The sequence below is a fragment of the Pseudomonas sp. FW306-02-D09B genome (assembly GCF_058782685.1).
In genome coordinates, this window is the sequence record NZ_JBYSXY010000010.1 from 114,562 (window position 1) to 128,655 (window position 14,094).

The 14,094-nt window shown below is 59.5% G+C and carries 12 protein-coding genes; 3 read left to right on the forward strand and 9 right to left on the reverse strand.

What is annotated here, in order from left to right; genetic code table 11:
- Positions 1-113 precede the first annotated feature (113 nt).
- The 8 genes from AC3WK5_RS17810 to AC3WK5_RS17845 all read right to left on the reverse strand — a co-directional run bounded on the left by AC3WK5_RS17810 (position 114) and on the right by AC3WK5_RS17845 (position 8,942).
- The gene (locus AC3WK5_RS17810) at positions 114-1,481 is read right to left on the reverse strand and encodes an LLM class flavin-dependent oxidoreductase (protein ID WP_103318293.1); all 1,368 of its coding nucleotides are present in this window, start codon (positions 1,479-1,481) and stop codon (positions 114-116) included.
- Positions 1,481-2,674, reverse strand: a complete 1,194-nt coding sequence (locus tag AC3WK5_RS17815) for an SfnB family sulfur acquisition oxidoreductase (protein WP_103318291.1) — start codon at positions 2,672-2,674, stop codon at positions 1,481-1,483. Before AC3WK5_RS17815 ends, AC3WK5_RS17810 begins: the two co-directional genes overlap by 1 nt.
- Positions 2,675-2,698: 24 nt before the next feature.
- Positions 2,699-3,940, reverse strand: a complete 1,242-nt coding sequence (locus AC3WK5_RS17820; protein WP_103318288.1) for an SfnB family sulfur acquisition oxidoreductase — start codon at positions 3,938-3,940, stop codon at positions 2,699-2,701.
- A 311-nt stretch (positions 3,941-4,251) separates the two neighbouring features.
- Positions 4,252-4,989, reverse strand: coding sequence for a hypothetical protein (locus AC3WK5_RS17825; RefSeq protein WP_103318286.1), 738 nt, complete (start codon positions 4,987-4,989; stop codon positions 4,252-4,254).
- A gap of 479 nt (positions 4,990-5,468) precedes the next feature.
- A complete protein-coding gene (tcyN, locus tag AC3WK5_RS17830; RefSeq protein WP_103318285.1) occupies positions 5,469-6,215 on the reverse strand; it encodes an L-cystine ABC transporter ATP-binding protein TcyN in 747 nt (248 codons plus the stop codon).
- A gap of 4 nt (positions 6,216-6,219) precedes the next feature.
- Positions 6,220-6,885, reverse strand: a complete 666-nt coding sequence (gene tcyL, locus AC3WK5_RS17835) for a cystine ABC transporter permease (protein WP_054595082.1) — start codon at positions 6,883-6,885, stop codon at positions 6,220-6,222.
- The gene (gene tcyJ, locus AC3WK5_RS17840; RefSeq protein WP_103318283.1) at positions 6,885-7,685 is read right to left on the reverse strand and encodes a cystine ABC transporter substrate-binding protein; all 801 of its coding nucleotides are present in this window, start codon (positions 7,683-7,685) and stop codon (positions 6,885-6,887) included. The genes tcyL and tcyJ overlap by 1 nt, the downstream gene beginning before the upstream one ends.
- Positions 7,686-7,949: 264 nt before the next feature.
- The gene (locus AC3WK5_RS17845; RefSeq protein WP_103318281.1) at positions 7,950-8,942 is read right to left on the reverse strand and encodes a D-cysteine desulfhydrase; all 993 of its coding nucleotides are present in this window, start codon (positions 8,940-8,942) and stop codon (positions 7,950-7,952) included.
- Positions 8,943-9,136: 194 nt separating this feature from the next.
- Here AC3WK5_RS17845 and epsC point away from each other — a divergent pair, with 194 nt between their 5' ends.
- Both epsC and betT read left to right on the forward strand, forming a co-directional pair.
- On the forward strand, positions 9,137-10,063 hold the full coding sequence (gene epsC, locus AC3WK5_RS17850; protein ID WP_019691211.1) for a serine O-acetyltransferase EpsC: 927 nt from the start codon (positions 9,137-9,139) through the stop codon (positions 10,061-10,063).
- A gap of 381 nt (positions 10,064-10,444) precedes the next feature.
- On the forward strand, positions 10,445-12,409 hold the full coding sequence (betT, locus tag AC3WK5_RS17855; RefSeq protein WP_162491283.1) for a choline transporter BetT: 1,965 nt from the start codon (positions 10,445-10,447) through the stop codon (positions 12,407-12,409).
- 16 nt (positions 12,410-12,425) lie between these two features.
- On the opposite strand, the gene AC3WK5_RS17860 is transcribed toward betT, so the two are convergent.
- Positions 12,426-12,683 carry a hypothetical protein gene (locus AC3WK5_RS17860; protein WP_103318279.1) on the reverse strand — a complete coding sequence of 86 codons (258 nt, stop codon included), beginning with the start codon at positions 12,681-12,683 and terminating at the stop codon, positions 12,426-12,428.
- 242 nt (positions 12,684-12,925) lie between these two features.
- Here AC3WK5_RS17860 and mgrA point away from each other — a divergent pair, with 242 nt between their 5' ends.
- Complete coding sequence (mgrA, locus tag AC3WK5_RS17865) at positions 12,926-13,963, forward strand: L-glyceraldehyde 3-phosphate reductase (RefSeq protein ID WP_103318276.1); 1,038 nt, start codon at positions 12,926-12,928, stop codon at positions 13,961-13,963.
- Positions 13,964-14,094 lie beyond the last annotated feature (131 nt).

Consider the following 14,094-nt stretch of genomic DNA (forward strand, 5'->3'; position numbering starts at 1 on the left):
CAGGGCATAAATGTGTGGTGTGTGATGGGGCCTCTTCGCGAGCAAGCCCGCTCCCACAGTGGATCTCCGGTGTTCACACAATCCCTGTGGGAGCGGGCTTGCTCGCGAAGCTTTTAGCGTCGAAACGCCGATCCCGAATGTTGTTCGGGTAGATGCGCCTGCGCGTGAAACAGCTTTTCGCGCAAGGTGCCTTCGTCATAAGCGGTCTTGTACGACCCGCGGCGTTGCAACTCGGGAATCACCAGGTCGATGAAATCGACGTAGCTTTCCGGGGTGACGATGCGGGTCAGGTTGAAGCCGTCCAGACCGGTTTCCGCGATCCAGGATTCCAGCTCATCGGCGACCTGTTCAGGCGATCCGACCACGGTGATGTAGCGGCCGCCCAAGGCGTGTTGCTCAAGCAACTTGCGTCGGGTCCAGTCGTTGTTTTGCAGGTTTTTGGTGGCGGACTGGATAGCGTTGTTTTTCACGTACTGGATCGGTTCATCGAGTTCGTATTCGGAAAAGTCGATCCCGGTGGACGCCGAGAAATGCGCCACCCCGGCTTCGGCGCTGGCGTAGCTCAGGTACTCGGCGTGCTTGGCCCAGGCCAGCTCCTCGGTTGCACCGACGATTACGTTCAGCCCCATGAAAACCTTGATGTCCTCGGGGTTACGCCCGGCAGCGGCGGCGCTGGCGCGGACCTTGTCCACCTGCACCTTGGTCGAGGCCTTGTTCTGGCCGCTGATGAACACGCACTCGGCGTGCTGCCCGGCGAACACCAGGCCGCGATCCGAACTGCCGGCCTGAAACAGCACCGGCGTGCGCTGCGGCGAGGGCTCGCAGAGGTGATAACCCTCGACCTGATAGAACTCGCCGTGGTGCTCGACCTTGTGCACTTTGCTCGGTTGGGCGTAGACCCGCTGCTCGCGGTCGTTGATCACCGCATCGTTTTCCCAACTGCCTTCCCAGAGTTTGTACAGCACCTCAAGGTACTCATCGGCCTGGTCGTAACGTCGGTCATGTTCGACCTGGGAGCGATGGCCCATGGCCTTGGCGGCACTGTCGAGGTAGCCGGTGACGATGTTCCAGCCGACCCGGCCACGGCTCAGGTGATCGAGGGTCGACAGGCGCCGGGCGAACAGGTACGGCGGCTCATACGTCAGGTTGGCGGTCAGGCCGAAGCCGAGGTTCCTGGTCACCGCGGCCATGGCCGACACCAGCAGCAGCGGGTCGTTGACCGGCAACTGGATCGACTCCTTGAGCGTTACATCGACCGAGTGCTGATAGACGTCGTACACCCCGACGATGTCGGCGATGAACAGCCCGTCGAACAAGCCACGCTCCAGCAACTGCGCCAGCTCGGTCCAGTACTCGACGGACTTGTACTGGGTCGAGTTGTCCCGTGGATGAGTCCACAGGCCGTGGTTGATGTGCCCGATGCAGTTCATGTTGAAGGCATTGAGCAGGATCTTTTTTTTCTTTGTCAGAGGCGATGGCATCAAATAGTCCCTCGCAGCGGCGGGTTTTCATCGTTGAGGTAGTAGTTGCCAATCGCGTGGTACTTCCAGCGCACCGGGTCGTGCAGGGTGTGCACGCGGGCGTTGCGCCAGTGACGATCCAGCCCGTGCTCGGCGAGGGTGGCCTGGCTGCCGGACAATTCGAACAGCGTGCTGCCGGCCGCCAGGGAGATTTCCGTGCTGATGGCGCGGACTTCGGCCACGGCAATCGAGGCCGCCGCGATCGTTTCGGCGTTGGTGTCGGCCTGGGCGCGGTCGAGGAATTCTCCTGCACGTTCAAGCAGTGCTTCCGTCGCGTGCAGGCGAATGCTCAGGTGGCCAAAGCTTTTGATTGTCAGCGGGTCTTCGGTGGCGTTGTCATTGCCGGAGTCGATCCACGGGCGGGTTTTGCTTCGCACGAAATGCAGCGCGTCTTCATAGGCTGCGCGGGCAATGCCGGTGTCGATGGCCGCGTGAAGAATCTGCGCCAGCGGGCCGACCGGGGTCGGACGTTCGAAGGCACTTTGAAACGGGATCACGTCGTCTGCCGAGACGTAGACGTCTTCAAACACCACCGAGCCGCTGCCGGTGGTGCGCTGGCCGAAGCCGCTCCAGTCATCGATGACCGTCAGGCCCTGGCTGTCACGCGGGACGAAGGCCAGTTGCTGGACGCCATTTTCATCGACCACCGTGGTCGGAATCCGTTGTGCGTAGATCGCCCCGGTGGAGTAGAACTTGCGGCCGTTGATTCGAAAACCGTTGCCATCGGGAGTCAGGCTGGTGACCCGGTGGAGAGCGGTTTTGGTCCCGAGTTCGGCCAGTGCATTGCCGAAGCGCTGACCGGCGAGGACTTCGGCGTACAGGCGTTTTTTCTGCTCGGATGTACCGTTTACGCGCAGTACTTCGAGGGCATAAAAATGGTTCTGCGGGATCTGCCCCAGTGAACCGTCGGCCTGGGCGATCAGCGCGATGATTTTGGCCAGGGTGACGTTGGAAACGCCGGCGCCGCCGTATTCCCTGGGCACGCTGATGCCCCACAGGCCGGAGCGCGAAAAGACTTCCAGTTCGGGGTAGGGCAGGCGTCGCTCACGGTCGCGCAGGGCGCTGTCGCGTTTGAAGTCTTCGGCCAGATCGCTGGCGACGACAAGGGCTTGCTCATCGCTGGTAATGACCGCGACGGGGTGAGAAAGAGTCATGTGTTTCTCCAGATGTCTGGTCGGTCAGATCCAGGAATGGCGGGCTGGTTTTGTGCCGTTCAGGTGATAAGTGCCCACGGCGTGGTATTTCCAGCGCACCGGATCGTGAAGGGTGTGCACGCGTGCGTTGCGCCAGTGGCGGTCGAGGTTGAACTCGGCGAGGGTGGCGCGGCTGCCGGCCAGTTCGAAGAGCTTTTCGCTGGCCAGCAGCGAGATCTCGGTGGTCAGCACCTTGGCTTCGGCGACCGCAATCGAGGCGCGTGCGGCGGATTCGGCGGTGACCGGCGCGGCGCTGACTTGATCGAGCACGTTCCCGGCTTTGCGCAGCAGCGCTTCGGCGGCGTGCAGTTCGATTTTCAGTTTGCCGATGTCGGCAATCACGTAGAGGTCATCGCTGGCGCGTTCGACGTTGGCGTCGATCCACGGCCGTGCGCGTTCGCGAACGAAGCTGATGGCGTCATCGATGGCGCCGCGGGCAATGCCGGCGTCGATGGCGGCTTGAATCAGCTGTGACACGGCGCCCTGGATGTTCGGGCTGTCGTTGATCCGCCAGTTTTCCACCACCAGATCAGCATCGACCCGCACATTGTTCAGCAGCACGGTGCCGCTGGCCGTGGTGCGCTGGCCGAAGCCCGACCAGTCGTCGACGATGCGCAGCCCCGGAGTGCCGCGACGGACGAAGGCGATAACTTGTTTGCCATCGTCGTTGAGTGCCTTGACCGCGACCCAGTGCGCGAACAGTGCACCCGTGGAGTAAAACTTCTGGCCATTGATGACGTAGCCATCACCGTCGGCGGTGATGCGGGCCTTGAGTTCCAGGGTGTTTTTGGTGCCGCGTTCCGGGCCCGCGTTGCCGATCCGCCAGCCGTCGAGCACGCTCTGGAACAGCTGCTTTTTCTGCCGTTCGTTGGCGGTGTGCTGGAGCAGGTTGAGAATCCCGAAGTGGTTCTGCGGGATTTGCCCGAGTGCCGGGTCGGCCGCGGAAATGATCGCGAAGACTTCAGCGATGGTGACGAATGAAACCTCGGGACCGCCGAACGCCTTGCCAATGGCAATACTGCCCAGGCCACTGCGGGTGAATTGTTCGATTTCCGCCCAGGGCAACTTGCGCTGTTGATCGCGTCGCGCGGCTTGCAAGCGGGCGACCTGAGCGAGTTCACGGGCTGCTTCGAGGGCTTGTGCGTCGTTGCGCAAAACGTGCGCGGGCAACAACAGCGGGGGAATGTCCAGATCACTCTGAACGTTTGCATCTGCCAGATTAGACATCAGCGCCGCTCCTTGGCTGCACGCAATGCCCTGGCGATTTGCACCGGGGTGATTATGTTCCTGACCATACCTACCTCACATCTCATGGATAAGCCGCAGCGTGCGGCGAAATCAAAATCAAGAATGTCCGGTGGTCCGGTTTATATACCCTAAACGCGTATAAAAAATTAATGAACTAACTTTTAGGAATATGCATAGAAGGGTGTCATCAGCCCTGTGGTTGTTCGCATGGGCGGATGTAACGCAACCCTGTAGCAGCTGGCTGCGCCAGCTGCTACAGGGATCTCATCGGTCGCAGGGGGCAGGGGCCTTCAGCACTTCCTGGCCGGTACTTTCAGATAGGTATTGGCGCAGCCGACTTTCAAGGTGCGTGCAGGCGCCCAGCGCGAGTTGTTACCGACGCGATCGAGGATGCAGTAGGTGACTTCCAGCCGGTTATCTTCACCGGCTTCAAGAATCACTGAGGGCGGCACCCAGACGTTGATCGGGTGGCCGACTTCGCCGGGTTTGATCTTGGGCAGGTCCATGCGCACATCGCCCCAGCGCAGGGTGATTTCATCATCAGCCGCCATGTTCAGATAAGGTTCGATGATCAGTGGCACGCCACGTTTGATCTGGTTCGGATTGACCCCGTGACGGCGAATCATCTCGGGAATACCCAATGGCTCCAGGTGCTGGTTTTCATCTGCACACAGGGTGTGTGGCTGACCACCCGGGCAGTCGAGTTTGACCTGGACCTGTTTCGCCGCGGACAGCGCCGGACCTTGCCCGACTTGCATGAGCCGGTAGTGGATACGCGAGCTGCCGTTGCGGATAAAACTCTCGGGAATCCGCAGGTTGAGTGGCTGACCGACTTCTGCGCGGTTGAGCACCTTTGAGGCCACATAGCAGTTATCCCAGAACAGTTCGATCAGATCACCTTCGTCCATACCGGCATAAGGTGGTATTTCGATCAGCAGGTAAGCAGCGGAAGTGATGTTGATGGCAGAGCCGGGCGACTGCGTCAGGCCGGGAGCCGCCAGTTCAACTTTGTTCGACATACAAGTCATGTGTGTTCTCCTTGAAACATCGCAGCGAAGTCCATTTCGGAAGTGTCGAAGGCGTTAGGGTAGTAGGCGATTAACTATATTCAAGTACTGTGAAATGCCTGTTAGCGCCTAGATAAGGGAGTGGTCGACGGGGTGTCAATAGACGCCAGTTGAGAACGTGGGAATGCCAGGCTATTCAGATATTTCCTACCTCTAATTAGCGATCGATGGACATGCTGTTCGGCTTTTTCCTGGGTGTGCTCGATTTGTGAGCCAGTGTTTCCAGTGTTTTTCGGCATTGAATCAGTCTGAGTGTGTTGGAGGTTACGTGGCGGGAGGATGTTGCAGGAGGTATCTATATACCGTTTTCGACTGGGGTGATTAATTAATTACGGAAATCGGTGGGAGGCAGGTGAGGCGAGTCAAGTTATGTGATGAATGTCACTTCCGTCCGTGGAAGTTGACAGTGCTTACTCTATTTCTGAAGGTGATTGTTAACTTCAGGAGTTAAGGAACTTGTTGAGGAATTGTCGGGTTCGTTCTTCTTTAGGATTGGCAAACAATGCCTTTGCTTCACCTTGTTCGACGATGACGCCCTTGTCGAAAAACACCACCCGGTTCGCCACATCACGAGCAAAACTCATTTCGTGGGTAACGATGACCATCGTGCGTTTTTCTTCGGCCAGGCTGCGAATGGCCGCCAGCACTTCGCCGACCAGTTCCGGATCGAGCGCCGAGGTTGGCTCGTCGAAGAGAATCACTTCCGGCTCCATGGCCAGCGCCCGGGCGATTGCCACGCGCTGTTGCTGCCCACCGGACAGCCTGCGCGGATAGGCGTCTTCCTTGCCTGCCAGGCCGACCTTGGCCAGCAGTTTGCGACCCAGCGCCAACGCTTGGTCCCTTGGCATTTTCTTCACCACCAAAGGGCCTTCGATGACGTTTTCCAGGGCCGTGCGATGGGGGAACAGATTGAAGTTCTGAAACACGAAACCGACATGCTGGCGCAGCCGGCGTACCAGGCTCTGCTGCTGGTTCAGCGGGCGGCTGCCATCGATCTCGATGTCGCCGACCTTGATCCGGCCGCTGGTGGGTTCTTCAAGAAAGTTCAGGCAACGCAGGAAGGTGGTCTTGCCCGAGCCGCTAGGGCCGATGATCGCCACCACTTCGCCTTCTTCAACCTTTAGATCGATGCCATTGAGCACCACTTGACCCTTGAACTGCTTTGTCAGTTTTTCCACGACAATCATGGGGTCAGGACTCCTGGTCGTGCCGATTGACCCGCTCTTCCAACTGGTTTTGCAGGTGCGAGAGCACCGTTGCAAGCACCCAGTAGATCAGTGCGGCGGCAAGATACATGGTAAAAATTTCGAAGGTACGGGCGGTGATCAGCTGTGCCTGACGGAACAGTTCCGGCACCTGAATGGTCGCCGCCAGCGCGGTGTCCTTGACCAGCGAAATGAAGCTGTTGCCCAGTGGCGGTAACGCCGTTCGCGCAGCTTGCGGCAGGATGGCCCGGCGCAGGGTTTGCGCGCGGGTCATGCCGATACTGGCAGCGGCTTCCCATTGGCCGCGTTCGATGGAACTGATTGCGGCACGGAGGATTTCGCAGGCGTAGGCGGCCATGTTCAGCGAGAAGCCGATCAAGGCCGCTGGCAGCGGATCAAGTTCGATACCCAATTGCGGCAAGCCGTAATAGATCACGAACAGTTGCACCAGCAACGGCGTGCCGCGAAAGAACGACACGTAGATGCGGGCGATCCAGCTCACCAGCTTGAAGCGCGACAAGCGCATCAAGGCCAGGCTAAACCCCAGCAACAGACCAAAGAACATCCCGCCCAGGCTGAGGATGACCGTGAAATACGCGCCCTTGAGCAAAAAGGGCGCGGAGTCCAGTGCGAGTTGGAAAGCTTCTTCCATTATTGGGTGACGTCAGCGCTGAAGTATTTTTCCGAAAGCTTTTTCAGCGTACCGTCGGCACGCAGCTTGTCGATGGCCTTGTTCACCGCGGCCAGCAGCTCAGGCTCGCCTTTGCGCAGGGCGATGCCGGCTTCCTGACGGGAGAACGGTTCGCCGGCGGCGGTGGTGTCCTTGGCCTTCTTGGCGTATTCCAGCGCGGCGAGGCGGTCGATCAGAATGACGTCGGTGCGGCCAACGCGCAGGTCCTGGAACTTGGTCGGATCGTCTTCGTAGGTGCGGACTTCAGCGCCTGGCACATTGGCCTTTACCCACTGCTCATAGTTGGTGCCCAGGCCTACGCCGACTTTCTTGCCGGTCAGGTCGGCGGCGGTCTTGATGTTCAGCGCCGCAACCTTCTTCGTCAGCACCAGCGCCTGAATCCCGGAAACGGTGTAAGGCTCGGAGAAGTCATACTTCTTCTTGCGCTCTTCGGAGATGGTCACCTGGTTGATCACTGCGTCCAGACGCTTGGACTCCAGCGCCGCGAGGATGCCGTCCCATTTGGTCGGTTGCAGTTTGACCTTCACGCCCAGCTCTTTGGCCAGGGCTTCGGAGAACTCCACTTCGAAGCCGGCCAGTTTGCCGTTGGCATCGACGAAACTGAACGGTGGGTAAGTGCCTTCAAGGCCGACGTTGATCACGCCAGCTTCCTTGATTTTTTGCAGCTGCTCACCGGCCACTGCTTGCCCCAACAGGCCAGCACCGAGTACCAGGCCCAGCGAGCCCACCAGCAGATTTCGACGAAATGCGGAAAAATTCATGACAAGCCCCTGTGTTTTTTTATGAAGACGTTTTTTGGAGAAGCAGGCAAAACCGAGAATTGAACGGCTGCAACATCGTGCCCTAAAAGCAGCGTATGCGTCTCGCGGCAATTGCGCCTGCGGCGCGACTATATGACGAGGCTTTTAGATGTGAAAATAATATAAATTCAGCTTGTTATTCTTTATTGGAATATAAATGCTTCGTGTAATTCCTATGGTGAGGGAGCTTGCTCCCTCACCACAGAAGATCTTTTTCCGGCTGGCTCAAAACGCCGAGCTATAGGCAAACAACGCCGGCGCACCTCCGGTGTGCAGGAAGATGATCGGGCCGTCATTGAAGCGCTGCCGGCCGATACCGTCGAGCAAACCGGCCATGGCCTTGCCGGTGTAGACCGGGTCGAGCAACAGCCCTTCCTGACTGGCCAGCAACTTGACGGCAGCGAGGGTTCCAGCGTTCGGCTCGCCGTAACGCGGAGCGAAATACTCGTCCCACAATTGCACCTTGAAACTCGCCGGCAGGTTCACGCCCAGCAGTTCGGCAGTGCGCTCGGCCAGGCCCTGGACTTTCGGCCGCTGGTCTTCGTCGCTGCGCGAAACGGTGACGCCGATCACCGGCAAGTCCGGCAGTACTTCGCTCAGCGCCAACGCCAGACCGCTGTGAGTGCCGGCGCTGCCCGAAGCCAGCACCACGGCGGCGAATTCCAGGCCGCTGTCCTCGATTTGCCCGGCCAGCTCCAGTCCGGCTCGTACATAGCCCAGCGCGCCCAAGGCGTTGGAGCCGCCAATCGGCACCAGATAAGGTTTTTTGCCGTTACTGCGCAGACGCTCGGCCAGGGCTTGTAGCTGTTGGTCGGCGTTATCGAGGTTCTCTACCAGTTCGACCTTGGCATCGAACAAGTCCAGCAGCAGGCGATTGCCGTTGCCCAGGTAGTTAGCGTCATCAGTGCCAATCGGATTCTCCAGCAAGGCGACGCAGCCCAGGCCCAGTTTGGCGGCAAGCGCTGCTGTCTGACGCACATGGTTGGACTGGATGGCGCCGGCGGTAATCAGCGTATCGGCACCTTGCGCGAGCGCGTCGGCGGCAAGGTATTCGAGTTTGCGCAGCTTGTTGCCGCCCATGGCCAACGGTGTCAGGTCGTCACGTTTGACGTAGACATCACGCCCCAGCCAGGCCGACAAGCGTTCGAGTTTTTCCAGGGCGGTAGCATTGGCAAGAAGGTCCAGACGATTAAAACGAGCCAGCTGTTGTTTGATCATGGGGCCGCACGGGTTGTGGGAGATGACTGGACTATAGGCAGGCCGATTTGCTCGGGCAACCGACAATGTCGCTTATGCCAAAAAGTGCTTAATACAGCACTATTCGTTCTTAATTCCGCTTTGAGCGCATACCGTAAAGTGAACTCCGTTCAGGCGGCCTTACTGTCCGGCCGCCGCACGTGAGGAGTTTTACCGTGAGCCAGCGTTCCAGCCATTGGCAATTACAGACCATCGTCAGCCAACTGCGCACTGCCCGCGACCAGTGGCGTGCGCAGAACGGTCGTATCAGCGGCGAGCAGGGCGGGCGTGAGCTGCCATCGCGTGCGGCGATGGCGGAGATTCTCGAAGCATTGTGCGGTGCGCTGTTCCCGATGCGCCTGGGCCCGGTGGATCTGCGTGAAGAGAGCGAAGACTTTTACGTCGGGCATACGCTGGATGTGGCGCTGAACGCGCTGCTGGCTCAGGCGCGGTTGGAGCTGCGCTATGTCGCGCGACAAAGCGCCCGGGTCGATACCGAAGTCGAGGCGCGGGCGATCAGCTTGATCCAGGACTTCGCCCTGGCCTTGCCAGGTCTGCGCAGCCTGTTGGATTCCGATGTACTGGCGGCGTATCACGGTGACCCGGCAGCACGCAGTGTCGATGAAGTGCTGCTGTGCTATCCGGGGATTCTGGCGGTGATTCACCATCGTCTGGCCCACCATTTGTACCGCGCCGGGCTGCCATTGCTGGCGCGGATCAGTGCGGAAATCGCGCACTCGGCGACCGGCATCGACATTCACCCGGGCGCGCAGATCGGCCGTAGCTTCTTCATCGACCACGGCACGGGCGTGGTGATCGGCGAAACCGCGATCATCGGCGAGCGGGTACGCATTTACCAGGCCGTGACCCTCGGCGCCAAACGCTTCCCGGCTGATGAAGACGGCCAGTTGCAGAAAGGCCATCCGCGCCATCCGATCGTTGAAGACGATGTGGTGATCTATGCTGGCGCAACCATCCTCGGACGGATCACCATCGGCAAGGGCTCGACCATCGGCGGCAACGTCTGGCTGACCCGCAGCGTACCGGCCGGATGCAACCTGACCCAGGCCAATCTGCAGCATGATGACGGGACGCAGAAGTAAGCCCTGAGGCTGATGATAGTTCCAGCCATTCCCTCCTTGAGCTGGCGTGAAGGCACTCATTTTTGTGGCGAGGGAGCTTGCTCCCGTCGGCCGGTCCGCGTTCGGGCGAAGCAGTCGTCAGCTTCTATGTTTTTAGGGCCGCTGCGCGTCCCAGCGGGAGCAAGCTCCCTCGCCACAGACGTACCGCCGAGCCTTGCGATTAGTCCTCACAGCCTATCCATGTTTAACTTGAACGTTCATTCAAGTTAAACCGGTGGTTCGCTGCCCGCTCACAACAGGAGGCTAGCCTTTGCTGAGTCCGTTATTGACAGCCACGTTTTACCCCCTCGAGGTGCACGTTTCATGAGTGCATCGTTCACCCCTCCAAGCGGCCAGATCCGCATGAATCCGCCGGTGTTCTACTTCGCGGCGACCTTCATTTTACTGTTCGGCCTAGTGGTCATCGCCTTCCCGCAAGAGTCTGGCGCCTGGTTGCTGGCGGCACAAAACTGGGCGGCCAACACGGTCGGCTGGTACTACATGCTGGCGATGACCCTGTATCTGGTCTTCGTGGTGGTCACCGCCTTGTCCGGCTACGGCAAGATCAAGCTCGGTGCCGACCACGACGAGCCCGAATTCAGTTACCTGTCCTGGGCCGGCATGCTGTTCGCCGCCGGGATCAGCATCACGCTGTTTTTCTTCTGCGTCTCTGAACCGCTGACGCACATGCTGCAACCGCCCCAGGGGGAGGCCGGTACGGCCGATGCGGCGCGCCAGGCGATGCAGGTGCTGTTTCTGCATTGGGGCCTGCATGGCTGGGGTGTGTTCGCGTTTGTCGGCATGGCGCTGGCCTATTTCGCCTATCGGCATAACCTGCCGCTGGCCCTGCGCTCGGCGCTTTATCCGCTGATCGGCAAACGCATCAACGGCCCGATCGGTTACGCGGTGGATGGCTTCGGCATCATCGCCACGGTGTTCGGTCTGGGCGCTGACATGGGCTTCGGCGTGTTGCACCTCAACTCCGGCCTCGACTACTTGTTCGGCATTGCCCATACCCAGTGGATTCAGGTCGGCCTGATCACGCTGATGATGGGCGCGGCGATCATCGTCGCCGTCGCCGGCGTCGATAAAGGCGTGCGGGTGATGTCCGACATCAACATGCTGCTGGCCTGTGCGTTGTTGCTGTTCGTGTTGTTCGCCGGCCCTACCCAGCACCTGCTCAATACTCTGATCCAGAACCTCGGCGATTACCTCGGCGCCTTGCCGATGAAGAGTTTCGACCTTTACGCCTATGACAAACCCAGCGACTGGCTGGGCGGCTGGACGGTGTTCTACTGGGCCTGGTGGATCGCGTGGTCGCCGTTCGTGGGCCTGTTCATCGCACGTATTTCCCGTGGTCGGACCATCCGTGAATTCGTCTTCGGCGTGCTGTTGATTCCGCTCGGCTTCACCCTGGCGTGGATGTCGATCTTCGGTAACAGCGCCATCGACCAGGTACTCAACCACGGCATGAGTGCCCTTGGCCTGTCGGCCATCGAGAACCCGTCGATGACCCTCTACTTGCTGCTGGAAACCTACCCATGGAGTAAAACGGTGATCGCCGTTACGGTGTTCATCAGCTTCGTGTTCTTCGTCACCTCGGCCGACTCCGGCACCGTGGTGCTCTCGACGCTGTCGGCCAAGGGCGGTAACGCCGATGAAGACGGGCCGAAATGGTTGCGGGTGTTCTGGGGCGCGATGACCGCGCTGGTCACCAGTGCATTGTTGTTTGCCGGCAGCATCGACTCGTTGAAGTCAGCGGTGGTACTGACCTCGTTGCCGTTCTCGCTGATTCTGTTGCTGATGATGTGGGGGCTGCACAAGGCGTTCTACCTCGAATCGCAAAAGCAGATCGCCCAGTTGCATTCGTTGGCGCCGGTCTCGGCGTCGTCACGACGCGGTAAGGGTGGCTGGCGTCAGCGTCTGAGTCAGGCTGTGCACTTTCCGTCGCGTGACGAGGTGTACCGTTTTCTCGATACGACGGTGCGTCCGGCGATTGAAGAAGTGACGGCGGTGTTCGCTGAAAAAGGCTTGAACGTAGTCACCCAACCGGACCCGGCCAACGACAGTGTCAGCCTGGAAATTGGTCACGGTGAGCAGCATCCGTTCATCTACCAGGCGCAAATGCGCGGTTACTTCACACCGTCCTTCGCCCGTGGCGGGATGGGCTCCAAAGAGCTCAACAACCGTCGCTACTACCGGGCTGAAGTGCACCTGAGCGAAGGCAGTCAGGATTACGATCTGGTGGGCTACACCAAGGAGCAAATCATCAACGACATCCTCGATCAGTACGAGCGACACATGCAGTTCCTGCATCTGGTGCGCTGATCGAGGCCGGTGCTGCTCAGGCGATGTTCAAGGTCATGAACAACACCAGAGCGGCCACCGGTACGCTGAACACCATGAAGCCCACCATCAATTCGGAGGTCAACGGTTGCCCGGCTGTGATCATGCCGATAGCGCCGTTGATCACCGTCAGCGCCAGCCAAAGGACGACGAAACTGTAGGTCAGGGTCTGGCGGCTGAAGCCGAGCTTCTCACCGATGAACAGCATCAGCGCCAGCAAGACCAGGCCGAAGGTGATGATAATCGTGGTGTGCATGATGGTGTGCTCCTGAGCCGGTGTTTGTCATACCGAGCATAGGCGTCGTTCAGCACAATGGCGCTGGATTAGGTGGCGGTCAAATGTCGCCACCCTCAATACAAACATTCGGCGTAAGGGCCAAAATCAAGAACTGTATGAAACGTTTCAGCATTTAGTCGAACACCCCGTTTTGAATGCGTTGCCTGAGCGTATGCTGGGCAGCGCTGACGACTTCGTCGCTCATAACAAGAGAGGGTTCGATGACTTACACCGCTGCTGCTGATCGTTACGACTCCATTCCTTACCGCCGCGTCGGTCGCAGCGGGCTGGTGCTGCCGGCACTGTCGTTGGGCCTGTGGCACAACTTTGGCGACAGCACGCCGATCGATACCCAGCGATCTTTGCTGCGTACCGCCTTCGACCTGGGCATCAACCACTTCGACCTGGCCAACAATTACGGTCCGCCGTACGGCAGTGCCGAGATCAATTTCGGCCGTTTGCTGCGCGAAGACTTCAAGCAGTACCGCGACGAGCTGATCATCTCCAGCAAGGCCGGTTGGGACATGTGGCCGGGCCCTTACGGCCAGGGCGGTGGCTCACGCAAATACGTGCTGGCCAGCCTCGACCAGAGCCTGCAACGCCTGGGCGTCGACTACGTGGATATTTTCTACTCCCACCGTTTCGACCCGGACACTCCGCTGGAAGAAACCGCTAGTGCGCTGGCCACCGCCGTGCAGCAGGGCAAGGCGTTGTACATCGGTATCTCGTCGTATTCCGGGGCGAAAACCCGCGAAATGGCTGCACTGCTGAAAGAGTGGAAAGTCCCGCTGTTGATCCACCAGCCGGCCTATAACCTGCTCAACCGTTGGGTGGAAAAGGATCTGCTGGACGCCACCGATGAACTCGGCGCGGGTGTGATTGCCTTCACGCCGTTGGCTCAAGGACTGTTGACCGACAAGTACCTTAACGGCGTACCCAAAGATGCACGGGTCAATCGTCCGGGCGGTGACTCGTTGCAAGCCTCACACCTGTCCGATGCCAACATCGCCCTGGTGCGCGCCCTCAACGAAATCGCCAAGCGCCGTGGCCAAAGCCTGGCGCAAATGGCCCTGGCCTGGACACTGCGCGACCCGCGTGTGACCTCGGCACTGATCGGCGCAAGTCGACCGGAGCAGATTATCGAGAACGTCGGGGCGCTGAAGAACTTGAGCTTCAGCGTTGAGGAACTGGAAGAAATTGACCGCTTTGCCCAGGAGGGCGGGATCAATTTGTGGGAGAGGCCTTCGACGGCGGAGTAAGAGTCCGGCGCCAGGTAATCTGGCGCCTGTCACACCGCTTTCGCGAGCAAGCCCGCTCCCACAGTTGACCGAGTTCTTAGCTATTACTCGATCTAATGTGGGAGCGGGCTTGCTCGCGAAGAGGCCTTGCC